Genomic DNA, 23,535 nt, shown 5'->3' on the forward strand with positions numbered 1-23,535 from the left:
CTTTAAGCGCCAATGAGACAGCCCCGTTTGTTGGGCGAATCAAGGAAGGAACCCCAACCAAAGGCGTATTGATAACCTCCTGTCCAGATGTTAATCTAGGTTACTGTAAACGGTTGCATCGAGGGAGAGGGATTCCATGTATCGCGTTCTGCTCGCGGAAGACGAAATTCTGGTAAGGCTCGGACTGAAAAATTCGATCGATTGGCAGAAATACGGCATGCAGGTGGTCGCGGACGTCCCTAACGGCGAGGAAGCCTGGAGCGCATATGAAAAATTGCGGCCCGAAGTGGTCATTACGGATTTAAAAATGCCGATCATGGGCGGCATCGAGCTTCTCACCAGGATCAGGAGCGTTAGTCCGCAGACGAGGCTGCTCATTCTGACTTGCTTGGAGGAGTTCGAGCTTGCCAAACAAGCGATGTCGCTCGGAGTCAGCGGATATGTCGTCAAGCAAAGCATGACAGCCGAGGAGATGGAAGAGATCCTTGTCAGGCTGCGCGGCGAGCTTGACGCCGCTTTCCCGGAGCCATCCCCGAAGACGTTCGCCACTCGCACGGATATGGAGGTCCTTAAGGAAAATCTGATTAAGGATTATTTATTTCTGAGCAAGTATTCCGACGAGGAGTTCGCTCGAAGGGCCAAGGAGCTGGAGCTGAATCTGAGCCCGCGGAATTTGACCGTCTGCGCGATGGAGATCGGCTCCTTCGAGCGCTTAAGAGAGAAGTTCAAGGACGACAACGGCCAATTGATCCGCCTTTCGCTCATGAACGTGCTAAACGAGGTTATCCATATTTACGGGCGCTGCGAAGCTTTTCACGACCTGGAGAACCGTTATGCGATTTTGTACAGTCATCCCGAGGCGACCGGGGAGAAGGAGGCGGAGGAAACGCTGTTCCGAATGACGGCTCATCTGCGCAGGGTGATGAACACCTATTTCAACGTGCCCGTCACTTTCGGAATTAGCGGCAAGCAGAACGCCTTTCAGGGACTAAAGCGGCAATATTACGAAAGCTTGGAAGCCTTGGAACGTTCCTTTGCCGAAGGGGTCGGCCGGGATTACGCTTGGGGAAGGGGCGGAGTGTCGGTGCTCCCCGCGGGAACGCGGGATAGACTGCATAGACTGGCCGATGCGTGGGCGACGGCCAACGAGAAGTACAGCGCCGACTTCGCCGGGAACATCGCCGATTTCGTAAACCGAGGTCAGTACCGGTCGAGACCGGAGGCGCTGAAAGCTTTTATGCAATGGCTGCATGCGCCTGTACTGGCGTTGCGCCTGGCGGGCGAGGAGATGACGGCGCTATGCTCCGCTTACGCTCAACGTTTAAGCGGGGCGGGGACGCTCGAGGAGATGGTCTCGCTTCTCGAAGACTATGCTGCCGATACGCTCGACTTGCTCGCGGCCCGACAGCGTAAGAGCGGGCCGATTACCCGAGCGCTCCGATACATCGAGTCCCGGTATACGGAGGATCTTTCCTTGCAGCAGGTCGCCGATTCGGTGTCGATGAACGCGAATTATTTCAGCACGCTGTTCAAGAAGGAAATGAAGCAGAATTTCGTCGACTATTTGCTGCAATATCGCGTGGAGAGAGCCAGAGAGCTGTTTCTCAATACAAGTCTGAAGGCTTACGAAATCGGAGAACGGGTAGGCTTCGTCAACACAAGCCATTTCAGCCGCGCTTTCAAAAAGGTGTGCGGCATGAGTCCACGCGAATATCGCAAGCAATGGGACGGAGGGGCGGAGGAGGATGACCGGCCTGAACACGATCTTTAAGCGGTCCGGGCGAACCGGAAGGAGGCGAAGCCTAAGGTTTCAACTTCGGCTCTCCTTCATCTTGATCACCTCGATCGCATTAGTGCTAAGCGCGCTGCTAACCTATTTCGGCGTTCTGAGCATTCTTGAGAAGAAGACGAACGAATCCACGATGCAGTATTTTCTGCAGGCGGGGGATTCCGTGAACGAGTTCCGCGAAGAAATCGATAAAATGACGAAACAATTGCTGATCGACTCGAAGATCCAACAATTTCTCGATAACGATTTGAAGGATACCCCAAGCCAAATTCAACTGCACCGCGATCTCATGGAAGAGATGGACGCTTACTTACGGACTTACGACTATTTGGATTCGATCTATCTCTATGCCGAGGACGGAAGGGCGATCGGAGTCGCGGGTCAGAAGACGGCTTTGCTTCGCGACGCCGCCAAGCAGGGGAGCTTCTATTCATCCGATCTTCATCGGGAATCGTTGCGTTCGGGTTTGCGGAAGACGTATCCGAAGCTCGTCTGGGCGGGAGCGAATCGTCGAGAGGATTTCGGCGAGCAGGCGCTGCCGGGGGAGGAGAAAGCGGGGGACCGGAATCTCGTAACCGCCGCTCGTTCCGTCAAATCGTTATACCAATCCCTTCCGACTGCAATTATGCTTCTGAACGTCAAGGAAGAGAAGCTGTTTTCGCTATACAACAACTTGAGATCCGGGCTAAACGGACAAATCTATCTGTGCGATGCCGACGGGCGGATGATCTCGCACGCGGACAAATCTCGGCTGGGCGCGAGCAGCGAGGCGTGCGTTCGGATTCCCGAGGGCACGGAGAGCGGCAGCGTGAAGGGAAAAGACGAACAGATCGTATTCTACCGCATTCCGGCCACGGAATGGACGATGGTCAAAGAGGTGCCGATCCATGAGCTGATCGGGGATATTCTGAACTTGAGATTTCAACTGTTCTGGATCGTGGGCGCGTGCTTTGTCGCCGCGTTCGTCGCTGCCGCGCTATGGATTCGCAAAATCACGAAACCTCTGAACAATCTGATGGATGCGATGGGGCGGGTCGAGAAAGGACAACTGGAAATCGTCCTGGACGATCGAGATTTGAACGAGTTCGGCCGCTTAAGCGGCGGATTTAACCGGATGTCGCGCGGAATCAAGCAGCTGATCGAACGAAACAGGGAAGCGGAGAAGGAGAAAACGAAAGCCGAAATCCAAATGCTTCAGGCCCAGATCAACCCGCACTTCCTCTTCAATACGCTAAACACGATCAGGTGGATGTCCGTCGTCAGCAAGTCGGACAACATCACGAAGAGCATCACGGCTTTGAGCAATTTGCTAAGGCCTATTTTCAAAAGCACGGCTCCTTTATGCACATTGCAGGAAGAGTTGGAATACGCGGAGTATTACGTCACGATTCTGAACTACCGTTACGGCGAAGGCATCGAAATCAAATTCGAGGTTTCCGAGGAGGCTTTGCCCTGCATGGTTCCGCGCTTCTTCCTGCAGCCGTTGATAGAGAACGCCGTTCTGCACGGCTTCGAGAGAACGGGGTACACGGGGACGATTCGAATTGAGGCGGAACGAGTGCGCTCCGACTTGACCGTTCGCGTCGTTGACGACGGCCAAGGCATGACGGAAGAGCAGTTGTCCGGCATTCGGCGATGGATCTCGGAGGACGAGGCCGAGCGGAATCCCGTCTCCTCCGAATCCCCCGAAGCTTCCGAATACGGAATCGGCCTCAAGAACGTCCACCGCCGGATCCGCTTGAACTTTCCCGAGTCTCCGGGCCTCTCGATTATCCGCTCCGCAAGCGGTGGGACATGCATCGAAATCTCCATTCCGGTCGCCGAAACCTGAATTCCGGCAAATAAATCCGAATAACGGAACACTTCTCGAAGGCCGACCAGCCGACTCGACCCCGAATCCGAAAAACGAGCATGTTTTTCGGATTCGGGGTCATTTCGCTGCGGCCTTTTTGCTTTTATTCTAAGGCATAGAAAAGGCAGAGCAGATAGAGGAGGAGAGAGTTTGGAGGTCAAGACGGCGTCGCGGCTGCCTGGAGAGAGAACCAAAAAAAGAAAATACAGCATGAAGCTGCTGTTAATGGCGCTTCCCTTTCTTGTGGCGGTGTTCGTGTTTTATTACGTCCCGCTATTCGGGTGGGTATACGGCTTTTACGATTACAAGCCGGGAATTCCTCTTAGCGGATCGGAGTTCGTGGGACTGAAGTATTTACGAATCGCGTTTACGGAGCAAGGGGCGGATCTGGCGCGCGTGTTGAAAAACTCGCTCGTCTTAAGCTTCTTGGGCATTCTGGTTTCCCCGGCTTACGTTGCGTTCGCCATTCTGCTGAACGAGATGAGGGGAAAATGGTTCCGTAAATGGGTTCAAGTGACGACGACGCTGCCGAATTTTATTAGCTGGGTACTCGTTTATTCCGTGTTTTACGTGTTCTTCGCCGTATCGGACGGCGTGGTCAACCAGGTGCTGCTCAAGCTGGAGTGGCTGAAGCAGCCGTTCAACTTCTTGGGCAATAGCGATATCGCCTGGGCCTTCCAGACGATGGTCGGTTTGTGGAAGGGGCTCGGATGGGGAGCGATCATCTACCTGGCCGCGATCGCGGGCATCGACCAGGAGCTTTACGACGCAGCCAAGGTCGACGGCTCCGGCCGGTTTCGCACGATCTGGCACATTACCGTTCCCGGCATCATGCCGACGTTCGTCGTCCTGCTGCTGCTTAACGTAAGCAACATGCTAAATAACGGCTTCGAGCAGTACTACGTGTTCTATAACGCCTTGGTCGCGGACAAATTGGAGGTCATCGACTATTACGTCTACCGGGTGGGGCTGGAGACGAACGATTTTTCCTACTCTACCGTGCTGGGCATGTTCAAGACGATTGTCAGCGTGACCGTCCTGTTCTCTGTTAACTGGATCGCCAAAAAAATTCGCGGGGAAAGCATCATCTAACCGTAGAAGGGAGCATGATCCGATCATGAGACGCGAGCGATTTCTCGACTTCTCGTTCCATACGTTAAACACCGCATTTTTCGCGTTATTCGCATTATGCTGCATTTATCCGTTCTACTATATCCTGATCAATTCCGTGAGCGATCCGATCCAGATGGCCAAAGGCATCTATCTCTGGCCCAAAGGCTTCAGTCTTACGGTCTACCGCGAAATGCTGAGCCAGAAGACGATCTCGGTTTCCTTCTGGATTTCCTCATCACGGGCCGTGCTCGGAACGATTTTGACCGTATTCAGCTGTGCGCTGTTCTCTTATCTCATCACGAAGAAGGAGATGCCCCTTCGGAAAACGATCTACCGCTTCGTCGTCGTAACGCTGTATTTGAACGCGGGATTGATTCCGTGGTACCTCACGATGAAGACGCTGGGCTTGAAAAACAATTTTCTGCTTTATGTTTTGCCTTCCTTGATCGTCGGTTTTTTCGTCATCCTGATGAAAACGTTCATCGAACAAATCCCGGCGGCACTGGAGGAAGCCGCAGTAGTCGAAGGCGCCGGCTATTGGACGGTGTTCGCGAAGATCATCTTCCCGGTATCCCTCCCGATCGTCGCGACGATTACGGTGTTTAACGCGGTCAACCAGTGGAACTCCTGGATGGATAACCTGTTTCTGGTTAATGATCCAAGCTTGCAGACCCTGCAGCTTACGCTGCTTAACTTTCTGAAGCAATCGGAAGCGCTTGCCCAGGAGACGACAAGGAGAATGCTTGGCAACCAAACGACACAGCAGGTCATATCGCCGCAGAATGTCAAAATGGCGATCACGATGATCGTCACGGCGCCGATTCTTCTGATCTATCCGTTCATGCAGAGATACTTCGTCAAGGGCATCATGCTGGGCGCCGTGAAAGGCTAAGCGAGATATGCAGAGTCCCGAAGTTCAAGGACTTTCGTATATAATTACATTCATTGGAGGGTCATAATCGATGGGCGGTATCAAAAGAAAAAGGCATTCGGCGTTAATCGCGAAATTGGCGCTGGCGGTGATGGCGGGTTGCACGAACGCGGGAGAGAACGCACAGCCGTCTTCGTCCCCGGCTGCTGCCGGGGCAAGCGCGTCCGCTTCTCAGCCAAACCAGCAGGCGGAGAAAGAACCGGTCACTCTAAAACTGACGAGCGACAACGCCTTGTTCATGTCGACGTTGGCTCCGGGCGCGCAGAGCGACCCTGTCATGGAGGAAATTCGCAAGAAGACGGGCGTTACGCTGGAGCTGGACACGCAGACGGACGACAAGAAGTTCAACTTGATGCTCGCCGGCGGAGATCTTCCGGATATCATCGTGCTGCAAAATTCGCCGAAATATTTAAAGCAGATCATCGAGGGCAATCAAGTCATTCCGCTCGACGATCTGATCGCGGAGCACGGGCAATCGATTCAGAAGGAATCGCCTTCGAAAATCGAGATCAGCAAGAAGTTTTTCAGCAACGGCACCGGCAAGCTGTACGCCATTCCCGGCATCGCCAGCCAGAAAGGACCTCAATATAAGTACGCGAACCATACCTACAACATTCGCTGGGATTATTACAAGGAGCTGGGTTTCCCGGCCGTGAACAATCTCGACGATTTCTTGAACCTGCTCGCGGAGATGCAGCAAAAGCATCCGAAGAACGAGCAAGGGCAGCCGGTGTACGGCATGGCGCCGCTGTTCGATTGGGGACTCGTTCCGTACGAGATGTTCGACCGCCTGTTCGGCCGGATTAATAAGAACAACATGTTCGTCTATCTGGAGCCGGGAACGTTCAAGCCGGCAGGGGGCATCCTGGATCCGAACGTCGCGTATTGGGACGGAACGAAGTTTTACCGCAAGGCCAACGAGATGGGCTTGCTCGATCCCGACTCGTTCACGCAGAAATACGAGAATTTCACGGAGAAGGTCAAGGCCGGCCGGGTCCTGCTGTCTCCTTGGAGCTGGGCCGGCGTGGACGAAGCGAATGCCGCTCTGGCCCAAGAAGATCCTTTGAAGGGCTGGGAGCCATTGCCGGTGCCGTCGGGACAGACGGTATACTTGGGCGAATTCGGCACGAACGGATTTTCCAATCGCCTGATCATGATCTCGAAAAACAGCAAGCATCCGGAACGGGCGATGGAGTTGATCGATTATCTGCAGTCCTTGGAAGGTTCCAGGCTCATTCAGAACGGCATTCAGGGCAAGGACTGGGATATCGCGGACGGCAAGCCGCAATGGAAACAACAGACGCTCGACGCGCGGAAGAGCGACCCGAATTTCGCGCAAACGACCGGCATCGGATTGTACTGGAATCTCGCCGGCTTTGTCGACAACTATCCGGATCCGGAATACGGCATACCGATTAACTTTACGAATACGGCGGACATCTGGAAAACGCAAATGACCGAGCTGGATAAAGACTACTCCGAACATTACGGCGTCTCTTATCCTGGCGAGCTCGTAGAGAAGCGCGTTCAGGCCGGCGAAATCAAAACGATCTACTACGATATGGACAACGAGCTCGGAACGGATGCCAGCATGCCGGACGACATTAAGCGAATCGAAACCAAGGTGACGGATTACTTGGTCCGCATGGCGCCTAAGCTGATCTATGCCGCGAACGGAGAGGAATACGATTCGATTCAGACGACGATGATGGACGAGCTGAAGAAGATGGACGCTCAACGGGCGATCGATTACTGGATGACCAACATGACGAAGGCATCGGAAACGTATGCAGGGCTCCAAAAATAAAACAAGACGGCTAACGGTTTATCGGGGAGACGCAAGTCTCCCTCACTTAATCCAGCTAAGGGAGAGGATTGCGATGAGAGTCGGCGGAATCGGATATGTCGCGGTATTGGCATTGTTGGCGGCGTTAACGTTTGGAGCGGGCAGCGCGTATGCCCAGGAGGAGACGATCTCAGACGATCGGTTTACTTTCTCGGGCGGAGCGGCGAGGACGTCGGATGCTTCCGTGCCGGATGGCTACTCGGCACATATGCTCAACGATTCGGCGGACTGGAAGATTCAATACCGGAATTGGGACTTCGGAACGCTGCGGCCGGGTGTTTTATACGACGTATACGTCAAGGTCAAAGTCGCGCACACGGTACCCAATCCGACCGGCAATGCATTCAAAGCGGGCGTTTACGATCTGACGAACGAGAGCAGCGTTCTGCCTGAGCGAACGATTGCGGCGGCCGAAACGGTGAACGGGACGTGGCAGGAGATTAAGATCGGAACGTTCGCTCCGAACTCCGGCGTGAATTCGCTGAGCTTTTATGTCGGGGGCACGGCTAATGCGGGGCAAGTCTCCGATATTTATGTAGACGCTTTCACCTTTAAGGAGCATCGGAATTATTCAATCGAAGACAATCTCTTCTATAAGTTTAACGGCGCATTGCTTGTTTCCGACGAAATGACTTCCGATCATAGCGCCGCCAGAATGGCCAACGGGCCGGGAACGGGATGGAACCTGCAGGCCAAAGTCGACGGGACCCGCATCGAAGCGGGTAAAGCCTATAAGATCACGGCCGGCGTGAAGCCGGAGCGTTCCGACTGGAAGACGTCCTCCGGCGACCTTTTCGGCTATTTGGTGTACGATCTGACGACGAGCAGCTTCCTGGTGAATCCAACGATCGTCGATTCTGCGACTTTTCCGAAGGTGTATTACTTCCATCAAGTGCAGCTCGGTTCGATTACGGTCGATCCTTCTCACGACGTTCGCGTTTGCTTCTTCCCGGTCGATAATGCGGCGAATTTCCCGGCGATCAGGGTGGACAGCGTGACGCTGACCCAGCAGCCGGAAGACGAAAGCTATGGGAAGTCTATCCATGCTTATCCGTATAAGCTATCTCCGGCCAACGGGGACGGGCTGAACGATACGACTCAGATCTCGTATACGTTGCCGTCGCCCCAGACGGTGGGAATAACCGTACAGCGTTTGTCGGATCAGGCGACGGTCAGAACGCTGACGACTCCGGCCCTTCAATCCGGAAGCCAATCGGCGGTGGTCTGGGACGGGAAGAACGATAACGGCCAATACGTCGACAACGGCTTGTACGTCGTTCGCGTCGGCAACGGCACGACAGACGCGCTCCGTACGAACGTGCAGGTAATCGACGGCGTCGCGTTGTCGGATTCCCCGAATCCGATCAAGAACGACGTGCCGAAAGGGATATTTTACGAAGCCGGGGCGATTCCGTATGACGTAACGGACGCGGCGAATTACTTGAACGATACGTTCGCGGACATTCATCGGCTTGGGGCGGACACGGTTTATCTCGCCAATTGGCACGCCAAGCCGGCGGCGGTGTATGCCGAAACGTTGAGCAAGGCCGCGCAAAACCAAATCAAGGTCATCGGGCTGCCGGATGCGTACATGTTATTTAATGAAGCCTTGTATAACGACGAGCAGGCGATGTACGCGCAGATCGGCGAACTCGTCTCGCCTTATATGAACGATACCGCCTTATATGCGTACTATTTGGCAGACGAACCGGGCAACGATTTAAAATTGGCGGACAATCTGAAGGACATCAAGCGGATGATGGAGACGATCGACCCGAGCCGGCCCGCTCTAAGTACGTATATCGGGCTCGACCGTTTACCTTTGCATTATGACGCGCAGAAGCCGCACGTCATGAACATCGACCCGTACGGCGTTAGAGAAGGCAACGCGATCGGCGATTTTACCAGCATCTATCATTATCCCGGGTTTACTTTCGAGACTTATATGGACTTCGCTTCCTATCAAGTCCGCAAAGACTTGGAGGACGATGCGCCGATGTGGTCGATTCTGCAGACGAACGAATCCACCGGCTGGCTGCGGAATCCGACCGCGGAAGAAATCCGCGCGATGACGTACGGGGCCATCGGACACGGGTCTAAGGGCTTCAGCTACTTCGTGTACCAGACGGAGCTCGATTGGACCGGCATCGTCGACGAACATTACCAGCCGGCGGAGGATTACGCTACCGTTCAAACGCTGTTTAGCGAGATCGAAACGCTGAAGCCGACGATTCGGAAGATGAAAAGAATCGGCAACGTCGCAACCGCTACAGGAGGCGGAAACTCGGCTTATGCGAGCGCCGACGTGACGACCCATCTGGATACGGAGACGGGCGACAAGTATTTGGTCGTCGTAAATCACGATTGCCTGAGTCCGGCGAACATTAGCCTGTCGATCGATCGGGCGGCGCTCGGGATGGATATTACGGCAGTCACCAACATGCTGGATCAAGCAGGGGTCGCGTTCACGGCGACTCCGACCCACTACGTCATCAGCAATCTCGGCTTCGCGCCCGGCGACGGCAAAGTCTTGAAGTTGACGAAGGACGCTGCGCAAATTGTCTACGTCGGGGAGGATGCTGCGTTCCACGTCAACAACGGCGCGACGAAGGAGCAGATCGACGTATCGGCAGGCGACGGCAAGACGGCGAAGCACGCGGTGACGTCGTCGAGAACCTGGAACTTCCAATGGTTCTGGGATCCCGCCGAATTGACTCCCGGCGCGACATACGATTTATACGCGAACATTAAAATCCAATATGCGACCGACATGTACAAGGACGGAAACGGAGTCGATAGGACCTTCCAGCCGACGGGGGACGCCTTTTCCTACGGAGTCTACGACGTGACCGAGAATACCTATCCGGTCCCGGAAAAACGAATGTCCGCCTCTGGCATGGAGAATATGTTCTGGCATACCGTCAAGATCGGAAGTTTCGTGCCTTCCCAGACGAATAGCCAAGTCGTCTATATTATGCCATGGGACAATCCAGGCAATGTCAAGGAGGTCTACGTGGATAAGTTTTATTTCGTGAAACGGTGAATATTCAATTAACTGTTCGCAACTAAGAGGTTGTCTCATAAGTAGGGTCGTACAAGATGATCGATGAAGAAAAAAGTGCATGTATCTCCTGGAGAATGCCTCATACGGTCCTGAAATCACCCCTTAACGGGTTAACCATTCCAAATTTCAGGATCGTATAGCATCGTAGGGAGATACATGCACGACAATATTCTCTATCGAGCATCCTTTCGTACGACTCTTTTACTTACGGGACAGCCTCTTTTTGCCATGCAGAGAAACGAGCATAAACAGGGAGTGAAACAATTTATAAATTTTTCCCTGAAACCATGGACAAATCATTTTTATTTTTATTAAACAGAGTAATGTTTTGCAAATACCAAAAGGGCTTGTTTGATTATAATTAAAAAATGAATTCAGGCTTTGCTGATGCACTCTAGGAGTTATGAAAACGCTCTATTTAACCAACAGCTTGAGGTGATTGCGTGAAGGCAGCAGTAAGACATTCGCAGAAAAAGATTGGAGTTAAGAGCAATAGAAAAAGTATAGTTCTCTTGGGCATGGCCCTCCCCTTCGTTATCCTTGTATTCATGTTTAATTATGTTCCTCTGTTCGGATGGGTTTACGCATTTTTCGATTATAAGCCGGGCATCCCTCTCGCCGACAGCAAATTCGTCGGTCTGAAGTTTTTCGAGCTCATTGTCAATGACGGAGGGGATATGGCCCGGGTGCTGAAAAATACGTTGGCGATGGGGCTGCTAGGCATCCTGTGTGCGCCTCTCCCGGTCCTGTTCGCGATTATGCTCAATGAAGTGAAACCGAAGTTTTTTAGAAAATTCGTCCAAACCGCGGCGACCTTTCCGAATTTCATCAGCTGGGTCATCGTGTTCTCGCTCTCGTTCTCCATCTTCTCGAACGAGGGACTCTTTAATCGGGTGATGCTCTCGCTTGGAGTGATAGACGAGCCTACGAATCTGTTGGGGAATTTGGGCGCCGTCTGGTATTTTCAGACCGCGCTGCTCATTTGGAAGAGCTTAGGATGGACATCGGTCATTTATTTGGCGGCGATCGCCGGCATCGATTCGGAAATCTACGAAGCCGGCAAGATGGACGGGGCCGGGCGGCTTAAGCTCATCTGGCATGTCACCGTTCCGGGCCTCATGCCAACGTTTATCGTGCTGCTTCTGCTATCGGTCAGCAACATCCTGACGATCGGGTTTGATCAATATTACGCTTTCAAAAATCCGTTGGTCGCGGATAATATCGAGGTTCTCGATCTCTATGTGTACCGAATCGGCATCGCCACGAACGATTATTCCTATGCAACGGCGATTGGCATAGCCAAAACCTTCGTAGGAATCGTACTTCTGTTCTCCGTCAATTCGTTCGCCAAAAAAGTAAGAGGCCAATCTATCGTGTAGAGGGGGGAAAGAGATGGAATTCATTCACAAGAGCAAACTATCGGATCGCGGCTTCTCGGGGATTAACTATGCACTGCTCGTTCTGTTTACGATCGCCTGCATGTACCCTTTCTATTACGTGTTTATCTACTCAATCAGCGATCCGGCGAAGGTGGTTGCCGGGGTGACCTGGGCTCCGAGAGGGTTTACCTTCTATAATTATGTGTCCATCTTCAAGCTGGAGGGCATTATCGGAGCTTTCATGAACTCTGCGATCCGAACGGTTGGCGGCACGTTGTTTACGCTGTTCTGCTGTTCCATATTTGCCTATACGGTGACCAAGGAACAAACCTATTTTCGCAAATTCCTGTACCGCTTCGTTATTTTGACGATGTTTTTCAATCCGGGTCTCATTCCCGTCTATCTCACCATGAAGTCTTACGGGCTCATCAATTCCTTTTGGATTTATATTTTGCCTTTCGCCGTTTCCGCTTATTTTGTCATTCTACTCAAAACTTTCATCGAACAGTTGCCCCTTTCGCTCGAGGAAGCGGCACTGATCGACGGAGCTGGCTACTTTACGGTTTTCATGAAAATCATCCTACCGTTAAGTCAACCGATTCTGGCCACGATAGCGGTATTCTCAGCGGTGAATCAATGGAATTCCTGGTTCGACAACTATTTGTACGTTTCGAATCCCAAGCTGCAAACGCTGCAATACTTGCTGTATCAATATCTCACCGAATCCCAGAGAATCGCGGACAGCATCCGTAACATGAATACCCAGCAGATGATGGACGCCGCCAACCAAATGGTGTTGACGCCGGAAGGCGTCCGGATGACGATCACGATGATTGCCATCATCCCGATTCTGGTCGTGTATCCGATGATGCAGAAATACTTCGTCAAAGGCATTATGATGGGGGCCGTTAAAGGCTAGAGCGGGAACAGGCGACAACTCGTTTTATACTTGGCCTTGCACCTGGAGGCAGTATAAATAAAGATCAAACAGGAGGATGTACAGATGAACGGATTATGGGGGATTCACAAGCTTCGGAATGTCGTGCTGTTATGCATGGCTATCGTGCTGGTCTTAGCCGGTTGCTCTTCCGGCAACGGGAATGGGAAGGAGAGCGGGAACACGGGGGAAAGCGCCTTGCAAGCCGCAAGTCCGTCATCGGAGAGCCAAAAGCCGGCCGAGCCGGTCAAGTTGACAATCGGAAGCATCACTTCGCTCTTTCAGATTGAAGAACAGTTCTGGCCGAATGTCGTTACGGAAGAGATCAAGAAGAAGCTCGGCGTGGAGATCGAAGTGATCGAATACGACGACGAGAAGCTGAAGCTCGCTCTGGCCAGCGGAGAGCTCCCCGATATTCTCGTGACGAACAATGGCTATATTCAACAGTTAGTCGAAGGGAATAACGTCATCGCGTTGGACGATTACCTTGCGGATTACGGGAAAAATATCGCTGCAAATTATCCGAAAAGAGTGACGTTCTCGAAGAAGTTTTTGAGCAACGATACCGGAAAACTTTACTTTCTTAATACGAACGCGGGACCGACCGGCTTGTCCAACTGGTGGTGGAACGGCTTCTTGGTGAGATGGGATCTCTATAAAGAAATGGGCTACCCTTCGATCAAGAACGAAGACGATCATCTTGCCGTATTGGCGGAGATGCAGAAGAAACATCCGGCTACGGAAGACGGCAAAAAAGTGTATGGTATGGGCTTGTTCAACGATTGGGGACCGTGGGCTTATTGGGTCGGCCATGGAGCCAACATGGGTTATGCAAGCTGGGGACCTCATGCCTTTGTAACGAACGTTCACACCAACGAAATTATAGCCAACTATACAGACGTCTCGAGTCCGATGTGGGCCAACTTGAAGTATCTGAATAAAGCAAACCGATTGGGGCTGCTCGATCCGGACAGCTTTACGATGAAGAGCGCGGACTACGCGGCGAAGGCGACGGCCGGACAATATTTGTCGGGTATGGCGACCTGGTGGATCGACGCCTATTCCATCGCCAGCGTGCAGAAGGATCCGAACGCTTTAAAAGGCTACGTTTCCTTGCCGGTAGAAGGGATGACGGCCTGGGCCAATTCCTCGAGCTCGACCGGATGGCCCGGATTTCTGCTCAGCGTAACGAAGAAAGCGAAGTCTCCGGAGAAAGCAGTCGAACTGATCGATTATTTGTTCTCTTACGACGGGGTGCGTACGGCGCTCAGCGGTATTCAGGGAGAGGATTGGGATATCGTGGACGGCAAAGCGCAAATGCTGCCCGCCGCCATCGAACGGCTCAAAAATCCGAAAGACGAAGATAAGAAACGGGGACTCGGCGTACTCAACAATATCGTTGGAATTACGGGCGCCGACGTTCATCCGACGGACGGAAGACTCCTGGATCTCCGCAAAAGCATCGACGTGCTCAAATTGTCCCTGACGCCGACGCAACGCGATTTCAGCAGCTACTACGGAGTGGAGATGCCTTACCAAGTCCATGAGAAATTGATGAAAGAAGGCAAAGCGTTCGATCAGTCCAATCAGATGACCGAGATTCCGAACGTCTTGCCGCAAACACCGGACGATATTAAGAGAATCGATGCCAAGCTGGATGACATCATGATGAAAGGGATGCCTAAAGTCATCCTGTCCAAGTCCGACGAAGAGTACGAGAAAATCAAAAACGACATCCTGGGACAACTGGAGAAGGCCGGAGCTGCAACGTCTTTCGACTGGTGGAAAAAAGCATGGGACGACGCGAAAGCGACCGTAACAAGCATGCAGTAGCCTAAAAATCGGAGGAATGAGATGGAGGCATCGCGTTTCCATCTTATTCCTTAAGCAGCGGATACTTGGAGGATCTATCACCGATGATCGAATTAAATGAGAATTGGAAGCTGAGCTGGAGCGGCCTTGGATATGACGCTTCAATGGCATGGAGAATGGCCAGGAAGGAAGAGGGATGGCTGGATTGTTCGCTTCCTTGCGACATCCACGTGCCGTTAATTGAAAATAAGGTGATTGAGGAGCCCACCGTCGGACTGAATTTCTTCGACAGCGAATGGACGGAGAAGAAGGCGTGGTGGTTCAAGAAAGTGTTCGATCTGGATCCGGACACGATGGGCGAGTATGTCTCTTTAGTCATCGAGAATATCGATTGTCATGGGGATATCTTTCTGAATGGGGTTCATCTGGGACATCACGCGAATGCCTATTATCCGTTCGAAAAAGACGTCAAAAACGAGATCAAAGAGAAAGACAATGAATTGATCATCCGGGTAACCGCCGGGTTGGAGCGAGTTGCGGAGGCCGAATACGAGGGCGTATCCAAAAATATCGGCATGCTGCTCGGTTATCGTCGCGGAGATGCTAGAAGGATTGCCGTACGCAAACCGCATTATGGATTCGGGTGGGATTGGTGCCCGAGAATTCCTACATGCGGAATAGGATCGATTGCCATCAAGACGTACAGCGCGGCGACGATTAAAGAAGTATGCGTCCGCACGGAAGCGATTGCTGCGAATAATAATGAAGCGCGGCTTGCGCTGGAGATCGTCCTGGACCATCCGAATCCGCTGCAGACCGCGGACCTTGACGTGGAAATTGAAATTTTGGACGGACGGGAAGTCGTGTATAGCGAGAAGAAAAACCTTCTGCTCTGCTCCGGTCTAAATTATTTGAATACTCAGTCAATTATACCCGATGCGAAGCTTTGGTGGCCGCACGGATATGGGCAGCCGCATAGGTACGCGATCAAGGTAAAAGGCCTTCATGCTTCGACCGTGCTCTGCGAATACGAGGCGAAGTTTGGGATTCGGAAGGTAGAGCTCGACGTGTCCAAGATCAACGATCGGGAAAGAGCGTTCGGGCTCGTGGTAAACGGACGGAAAATTTTCTGCAAAGGCGGAAATTGGGTCCCTCCCGATTCTATGTATCTTCGGGCTCCGAACAGCAGTTATCGGCAATTGATCGAAGAGGCTGTCGAGGCGAACCTGAACATGCTAAGGGTGTGGGGAGGAGGACTGTACGAAAGGGAACTATTTTACGAGCTTTGCGACGAGAAAGGAATCATGGTATGGCAGGATCTGATGTTTGCTTGCGCCTTATATCCCGATCGGGACGAACGGTTCAAGCTCGAAGTGTCCGCTGAACTGGACTATCAGACCCGAAGGCTGAGAAATCACCCTTCGTTGGTGCTATGGTGCGGCAATAACGAAAATCAAATGGTCTATGATTTATTTTTCGAGGATCACAAGCATTGGGAGTTTGCGGGAGGCCGAATCTTCAATGCTATCGCTCCGGAGATCGTTCACCGAAACTGTCCGGATATCCCTTATTGGAACGGCTCGCCCTACGGCGGAGAACATCCGAACGGAACGCAGGCCGGCGATTCGCACGAATGGTTTATCAGCGCGTTCGCCGAACGGTTCGAAGACAAGATTACGCCGGAAGTCTATGACGCTCTCAATGCGAAATTCGTATCGGAGTTCGGGCACGTCGGACCCTGCAAGCCGTCGTCCGTAAAGAGATACCTGGCAACGGACACGATCGAGTTAAATAGCGAGGCTTTCAAGATGCATTCGAATGCCGTCACCTACAACGAGCCTGGCTACGGTCTGATCGGCGAAGCGATAGAGAAGCATTATCGGAAAATGGAAGGCATTTCGGCCGAGGATTATTTGTTGTTCGGGGGACTGTGGCAAGGCTTGATGCTGGAATACGCGCTCGACACGATGCGGAGCAAGCCGCATTGCGACGGGGCCATCTTCTGGATGTATAACGACTGCTGGGGAGAAGTCGGTTGGACGATTATCGACTACTATCTGGAAAGGAAAATCTCATTCCCTTTCGTCAGAAGAGCCTTCGATTCGCGAAGGCTGGTCATCCGAATAGAGGAGAATGCCGCGGTCGTATACGGGATCAATGAAACGGAAGAGGATTTGAGCTTAGAGGCGGAGTTCGGTTATGCATCCTATGACGGTAAGGTTCGTCTGACGGCCAACAAACCAATCGTCATTAAGAAGCATTCGAGGAGTCCGGTACTCCGCTTCGATCTCGATGCGAGTCTAGATCCGGTTCAAGGCTGCTGGTTCGTCAAACCGTCGGAAAACGAAGTGAATACGGCGATTCTCAGACTAAACGAATTCTCGAAGCGGGAGATCGGTCAAGCCCGGTTGTCCGTATCGAACTTTGAACGGATCGGACAATCGGAGATCGCCTTCGACGTCCAAACCGATCGCTACGCGCATGCGGTGCATTTCGGATTGGCCGACGGATGGAAGGTATCCGACGAGTATTTCGATTTGCTGCCCCTGCAGTCAAAGCGAATTGTCGTACAGGGAGTGCCGCAGGAGGTTAACGAACAGACAATCAGGGCGACAAGCGTGTACTTCGGATAACGGCAGGGGCTATAGCGGGCTTCGATGGTTCTTTCGCCATTCGGACGGGCTCATCCCGGTGTTTTTTTTGAAAGCGTTGCTGAAGTGATGGATATTCGCATACCCCGATTCTTCGGCAATTTGTTTGATTTTCATATCCGTTGTCGACAGATAGTTGACCGCGGCTTTCATTCGCAGCTTGTGCAAGTACTCGATCGGCGTAAACCCGTGATATTCTTTAAACTTTTGGATCAGATAAGTGCTTTGAAAATGCGAGAAATCGGATAATTGACGCAACGTAATGTTCTCTTTGTAGCTGGTCTCCAAGATAATGATCAAAGTTTTAATAATGTCTTGCGTAGGCGTATAGCCCAGCGGCAGCTTCAGCTTTTTCTGCAAGCCCGGATCTTTTTTATAACCATGCAAAATCTCGTGAACGATCAAAAACAGTTTCCTGATCTCGAGCAGCAATAATTCCTCGCCGCATACCATCTCATGCAACCGATTTTGAAGAAGGCGATGAATGCCCTCAACCGTATGATTCATCACTTCGGGCATTTGGCTTGCCAAATCGGATTCGCACTGCAGCCGGTTCCAGACAAGTATCGTTTCCAGCGTCGGGAAAACGGAATCGGCGTTAGCGGGAGGCTCGTTAAGCTCGATGTACCAATAGGTGGCCTTGTTGGACAAGATCGTAACGTCGTGAGGAGTGTTCGGCGTAATGAAGAACAAGGAGTTGGGTTTGATATCGTACTTTTCGCCTAACCAGTTCATCTGATATCGGCCCGTAGCCAAATACAGGATTTCGAACGAAGGATGAATGCCGCCGGTTTTGTATTCCAGCGAGGAATTGTGCTCGACATACTTAAAGGTTCTCAGTTGCATGCAAGCTCTCCTTTGTGATCGAGGCGATAATTAAAGCCTATTGTAGTATGAAACATCCGTACTGTAAACAAGGTGCCAGGCCAGATTTCCATTCTGCGGAGGTGTTAGCATTGTTCAAAAAGTATGTGATCAGACTTGCGATATTGGCCCTCTTCGCGACCAACCTGGGCGCGTTCGCGGGACCCGCAACGGTTTCTGCGGACGAAGGTCTATTCGAATACGTCGGACAAGATTCGATGTTCTATACTAACGATACGCCGGATACGACGGTCGGCGTGGCCGATGTCACGGCGTCGGACGGGCAAACGGCGAAGAGAATCCCGAAAGCGGTCAATACGAAAGCTGAAGTGACGACAGCGCCGTTCATCGATATCGCTGGCGATTACATGATCGAGGATAGCAATTTCACGTACCGTAACGGCGCCGTTCGCAAGGCAGACGGGACGGCCATGGACGGATTCTCGGCAGCCCTAGCGGGAGAGAGTGGAGGCGGGGAGATACAATACGAAGCTTGGGATTTTAGCATGCTGAAGCATGCGGCCGCTTACGACGTCTATTACAAGATGAAAATCGATCGCGAGTCGAATACCCAAGGCGAGGTCGCCAGAATAGGCGTATACGATGCAACCCGCCAAGCGGAGGTGTTCTCTCCTCGGATCATCGACGCGTCCGAAACGACGGACCAACAGTGGCAGGAGTTTAGAGTAGGCACTTTTTATCCGAATTACGGTGTCAATCGGCTGCAGTTCTATGCGGAAGGAATGGAGAACGACGACGTTTCCGGCATTCATCTGGATTATATCGTCTTGAAAGAAGTCGTACCTCTGACGATTCAGAACGACGCATTTACGCTCGGCGACTCTGCCGTAAATATTCCGGACGGATTAACGCCGGACAACGTGGCGACCACGGTTTCGAACGGAGCGAACGAAGACGAGCCCGCAATCGAAATTCCGATCCCCGGGAACGACTTGGCCGCCGGCGACTATACATTAATGCTGCTCGTCAATCCCGATCGCGTGCCCGGGACGAATTGGGACAACGCCGTCGGAGACGTGATGGGCTTATCCTTGCGGGACGTTACGGCCGGTCAAGATCTGGTCCCTCGCAAAGTCTATAATACGGCGAACCCTCCGTTTAACATTAAGCTTGAATATTTCGGGGCGATCTCTCTGCCGATTCAGATCGATCCGACCCACGAGTATCGACTGAACGTCTATTCGACCGCGAACGAGGAAAATTTCCCTTCCTTTCGGATAGATAGCGCGGTTCTGACGAGGGTACTTCCGGAACCCTATTATGACCCGAATAAGTATAGCAACGTGTATCCTTATAAAATATCGCCCGGCAATCAAGACGGCATCAATGATTACGCGACGATTTCTTACAGCATTCACGGGCTCTACGAGCCGGGCAAGACGATCGACGTCACGGTGTACGACGCACAGGCGAATACGGTCAAGAAGATTGTCAACGCAAGGGAAGATTGGACGTACGTGAAAGAGAAGTGGGACGGAACCGACAATCAGGACCGGACGGTTGCGAACGGACTGTATACAATCGAAGTCAAGCGCTCTGACAATCGGATTTTCTTGAGAAAAAACGTTCAGGTGATCGACGGCGTTCAGTTGATGGAGGCGACCGTTAATCCCGCGCTTGACGATTTTCCGAAGGGCGTCTGGTTCGAAGCCGGCAACATTCCGTATATCGAAGCGGATGCGGCAGCGTATTTGGATCGTACCTTCGACGATATTCGCGATGCGGGCGCCGATACGGTATTTCTGGCCAACTGGCACAAAAAGCCGGGAATCTACGAGGTGACTTTGGCGAAGGCGGCCGAATACGGACTTAAACTGATCGGGCTGCCCGACGGACATGAGCTGTTCAAGTTCTGGGGAGGCAACTATTTCGATTCGGAAGCACGATATAGCAATGATGAAGTAGCCATGTACGAGGCGCTTGTCGAACTGACGAATATAGCGCTGCTTTCCGAGCATGCGGAGCAATTGAGCGGATATCTGTTATTCGACGAGCCGAGGAGCCTGTACGTCGTCGATAAAGAGCGGTTCCGGGACAATCTGTCCGTCATGAGGAGAATGCTGGAAAGCATCGACCCGAACCGGTTTACGGTGATCGATTATACGATGCCGGAGGACGCGTCGTACTTCTACCCCTCCAACCTTACTCAAGCGATGAGCTTGGATTTGTATCCCGTCGTGAACCATTATCCGACGCCCGGCAATTTCAAGCATATCGGCACGTATCCGAACGCTGCGTTCGAAGAGAGCTTGGACGCCTCAACGTTGCCGATTCGCAGAAGCCTGACGAACGACGCGCCGGTATGGATGATTTTGCAGGCACACGGAGAAGAGGAGGGCCTGCCGAGGGAACCGACTCCGGCCGAAATCCGAGCGATGACCTACGAGTCCATCGGCAGGGGAGCAAGAGGGTTTACGTACTTCTTGTATCAATCTACGGTCGTCTGGAGAGGCATGGTCGACTACGACTATACGCGCAGACCGCATATTTACGGGACGATCCAGCAATTGATGAGCGAGATTGAGGCTTTGAAGCCGACGATCATGGATATGAGAAGAATCGCGAACGTCGCAACAACAACTGGGGGCGGAGGAGGAGCGACGACGCAGCCTTACGATCCCGGATATCCGAGCGCCGACGTAACGACTCATGAAAGCGTAAGCTCGTCGGATAAGTATATTGTCGTCGTGAATCACAATGCGGAAGCGAGCGAGAACGTCACGATTGCAATCGACCGTTCGAAGCTTGGAATGGACATCCAATCCATCTTTGAAATCGACAGAACGGACGGCAGCTTATCCGAAGTCTCTTATTCGACGACCGGGAACAGTTACGTTCTGACCGACGTGAATTTCGTGGCGGGAGACGGGAAAATATTCAAGCTCGTGAAGAAATGCGGTCAGACGATTAAGGAGGTTCAGGATCAACAGTTCGGAACATGGGGCGCGGCGAGCTCGAGAGGCGTTGCGGATTTATCTGCTTCGGACGGGAAGACGGCTGCAAAAGTCGTCGGGGACAGCAACGGACCGATGGATTTCTACGCCTATGCCAGCGATGCAGGACTTACTGCCGGCCATGTTTACGACGTGTATGCGAGAGTTAAGGTCAATTATAAAACGGCTATGCTGGCCGACCTCGTCAACGGACCGTCCTTCCCGAAACCGGAAGGAAACGCCTTTACAGTAGGCATGAATTTCAGCGCCGGCGGCACAATCGTCTGGCCGTCGACGATCGCCGCGAGCAGCATGGAAAATATGTTCTGGACAAACGTCAAAATAGGAGAGTTCACGGCAACGGCCGACAAGCTCGCGCCGCAAGCTTCCTATGTATTCCTGGCGCCTACCAATAACAAGGCAAATATCGAATCCATTTACGTGGATAAGTTTTATTTCGTCGATCGGGAGAACGGCTGACGGTCAAATCTATCCCAACGCACGCCAATCAACCCGTCGGCTCGCGCAGCCGGTCCCGGAACTGCTTGGGCGAACAGTCGTTCATGCGCCGGAACATCTCGTAGAAGTGGCCGAGGTTGGAGATGCCGACCGATTCGGCCACTTCCGCGATGCTGACGTCGCTGGTCAGCAGCAGCTGCTCGGCTTTCTTGATCCGCTTCAGCACGACGAAGTCGGTGAAGGACATGCCGACGGCTTTTTTGAACGTCTTGATGAAATGGGTGTAGCTCATGTTGAGACGTCCGCTGATTTCCGCGACGGACAGCTTGCCGTCCAGATGGCTTTCTACGTAGTCGACCGCAGGCTGCAAGCGGCCGATCAGGCGATTATCGTTATAATTGAGCTGCTGCCGCGTATCGTTGCGGAGCAGAAGCAGCAGAATATGTTTGATCCTTGAAGAAACGGCGAGCTCGTAGCCGAGGCTGCCGTCGTTCATTTCCTGATATATTTCTCGAATCAGCTCGGCGGTCCGCTCGCGAACTTCTTTATTTTCCTTATAAATATAATTGAGCGAGCTAAGGGGACGAATCACTTCCGAAAAATGCTGCATGCTGTTTAGCGTACTCACATCCCAGTATTTGCGTAAATCGATCTGGAAGACGATCTGCCGCGTGCTTCCGGGTTTCGTCTGCATCGTCGTATGGGGCTCCGAAGAGCCGAACAAGGCGATATCTCCCTCACCGAGCACGATTTGCTCCTCCCGGCAATAGGCGGTAATCTCCCCCTCCAGAACTAGTAGAAACTCGACTTCCTCGTGATAATGCCAGCCGTAGTAGTTTTTTTGTCTCCAATTCTGTTCCGCTTTTAGCAGCAAATCCTCAGTTGTCGTTGTTTCCGTGTCGATCTGCCAGATTCGCATAGCGAGAAAAGGATTTTGGTAAACGACCTGCTCGTGGCGCATTTCCGGATACATGCTCATGCTCCTTGGAAGTAGGATTGCGACAGGATCGCGTAATTATATTTTAACATATCCGTATGAATCCGTGCAGATCATGACAGAATACCGTAATAATTCGCCCGAATAGGCAATCGATTGGCAGTTGAGCTTCGCATACAATGAAGAAGGAAAACCACGTTAAAGGAGAGTCCGGATTATGAGCCAAACAATTAACGTTACCGTCTGGAACGAGCACCGCCATGAGAAAACAAACGAGAAGGTTGCATCCGTCTATCCGCAAGGCATGCATACGGCGATTGCCGAAGGCTTGGACATTTCGGGGAAAGTAACGATGGCCACGCTGGACGATCCGGAGCATGGCTTAACGGAGGAAGTGCTAAACAACACCGACGTCCTGATCTGGTGGGGCCATATGGCGCACGACGAAGTGTCGGACGAGATCGTAAACCGTGTGCATCAGCGCGTACTTCACGGCATGGGGCTGATCGTGCTTCATTCCGGCCATTTTTCGAAAATTTTCAAAAAATTGATGGGTACGTCCTGCGATCTGAAATGGCGCGAAGCGGACGAGAAGGAACGCATCTGGGTCGTGAATCCGGGGCATCCGATCGTCGACGGCATCGGCGAGTACATTGAGCTTCCGGCGGAAGAAATGTACGGCGAGCACTTCGACATTCCGCAGCCGGACGAGTTGGTTATGGTCAGCTGGTTCGAAGGCGGAGAAGTATTCCGCAGCGGCTGCTGCTATACGCGCGGCATGGGCAAAATTTTCTATTTCCGCCCGGGCCACGAGACGTATCCGACTTATTATAACCCGCAAGTGCGCAAAGTTATCTCTAACGCGGTGAAGTGGGCTGCGCCGGTAGATCGCGAATATCCGAAGTACGGCAACGCGCAACCATTAGAAACGATCAAGGGGATATAAG

Annotated in this window: 14 protein-coding genes; 12 read left to right on the plus strand and 2 right to left on the minus strand. The window is 52.4% G+C overall.

Translation table 11 applies throughout. The features are described 5' to 3' along the window. Positions 1–136 precede the first annotated feature (136 nt). From DFP98_RS07420 to DFP98_RS07465, 10 genes are all read left to right on the plus strand, one after another. Positions 137–1,771, plus strand: coding sequence for a helix-turn-helix domain-containing protein (locus tag DFP98_RS07420; RefSeq protein ID WP_116059936.1), 1,635 nt, complete (start codon positions 137–139; stop codon positions 1,769–1,771). Beyond that, entirely contained in the window at positions 1,746–3,620 is a 1,875-nt protein-coding gene (locus DFP98_RS07425) for a sensor histidine kinase (RefSeq protein ID WP_116059937.1), read from the plus strand. Before DFP98_RS07420 ends, DFP98_RS07425 begins: the two co-directional genes overlap by 26 nt. A 171-nt stretch (positions 3,621–3,791) precedes the next feature. Next, entirely contained in the window at positions 3,792–4,733 is a 942-nt protein-coding gene (locus DFP98_RS07430) for an ABC transporter permease (protein WP_246016442.1), read from the plus strand. A gap of 25 nt (positions 4,734–4,758) precedes the next feature. After that, on the plus strand, positions 4,759–5,646 hold the full coding sequence (locus tag DFP98_RS07435) for a carbohydrate ABC transporter permease (RefSeq protein WP_116059938.1): 888 nt from the start codon (positions 4,759–4,761) through the stop codon (positions 5,644–5,646). A gap of 70 nt (positions 5,647–5,716) precedes the next feature. Beyond that, entirely contained in the window at positions 5,717–7,492 is a 1,776-nt protein-coding gene (locus DFP98_RS07440; RefSeq protein ID WP_116059939.1) for an extracellular solute-binding protein, read from the plus strand. Positions 7,493–7,565: 73 nt separating this feature from the next. Continuing rightward, positions 7,566–10,574 (plus strand): FlgD immunoglobulin-like domain containing protein, encoded by a 3,009-nt coding sequence (locus DFP98_RS07445; protein ID WP_116059940.1) that lies wholly within the window; start codon positions 7,566–7,568, stop codon positions 10,572–10,574. Positions 10,575–11,143: 569 nt separating this feature from the next. Continuing rightward, entirely contained in the window at positions 11,144–11,974 is an 831-nt protein-coding gene (locus DFP98_RS07450; protein WP_246016443.1) for an ABC transporter permease, read from the plus strand. A gap of 13 nt (positions 11,975–11,987) precedes the next feature. Continuing rightward, entirely contained in the window at positions 11,988–12,893 is a 906-nt protein-coding gene (locus DFP98_RS07455; RefSeq protein WP_116059942.1) for a carbohydrate ABC transporter permease, read from the plus strand. An 84-nt stretch (positions 12,894–12,977) separates the two neighbouring features. Next, a complete protein-coding gene (locus DFP98_RS07460; protein ID WP_116059943.1) occupies positions 12,978–14,744 on the plus strand; it encodes a type 2 periplasmic-binding domain-containing protein in 1,767 nt (588 codons plus the stop codon). A gap of 83 nt (positions 14,745–14,827) precedes the next feature. Next, positions 14,828–17,356: a glycoside hydrolase family 2 protein gene (locus DFP98_RS07465; protein ID WP_116059944.1), complete on the plus strand. Its 2,529-nt coding sequence runs from the start codon at positions 14,828–14,830 to the stop codon at positions 17,354–17,356. Positions 17,357–17,365: 9 nt separating this feature from the next. Here DFP98_RS07465 and DFP98_RS07470 read toward each other — a convergent pair whose 3' ends face one another. Further along, positions 17,366–18,220 (minus strand): helix-turn-helix domain-containing protein, encoded by an 855-nt coding sequence (locus tag DFP98_RS07470; protein WP_116059945.1) that lies wholly within the window; start codon positions 18,218–18,220, stop codon positions 17,366–17,368. Positions 18,221–18,330: 110 nt separating this feature from the next. Between DFP98_RS07470 and DFP98_RS07475 the strand changes: the two genes are divergently transcribed. Then, entirely contained in the window at positions 18,331–21,672 is a 3,342-nt protein-coding gene (locus DFP98_RS07475; RefSeq protein ID WP_181917544.1) for a FlgD immunoglobulin-like domain containing protein, read from the plus strand. 28 nt (positions 21,673–21,700) lie between these two features. Here DFP98_RS07475 and DFP98_RS07480 read toward each other — a convergent pair whose 3' ends face one another. Continuing rightward, complete coding sequence (locus DFP98_RS07480) at positions 21,701–22,624, minus strand: AraC family transcriptional regulator (RefSeq protein WP_181917545.1); 924 nt, start codon at positions 22,622–22,624, stop codon at positions 21,701–21,703. A 181-nt stretch (positions 22,625–22,805) separates the two neighbouring features. On the opposite strand from DFP98_RS07480, the gene DFP98_RS07485 reads away from it, so the two are divergent. Beyond that, on the plus strand, positions 22,806–23,534 hold the full coding sequence (locus tag DFP98_RS07485; RefSeq protein WP_116059948.1) for a ThuA domain-containing protein: 729 nt from the start codon (positions 22,806–22,808) through the stop codon (positions 23,532–23,534). Position 23,535 lies beyond the last annotated feature (1 nt).

This window comes from Cohnella phaseoli, assembly GCF_003386235.1.
GTDB lineage: Bacteria > Bacillota > Bacilli > Paenibacillales > Paenibacillaceae > Cohnella > Cohnella phaseoli.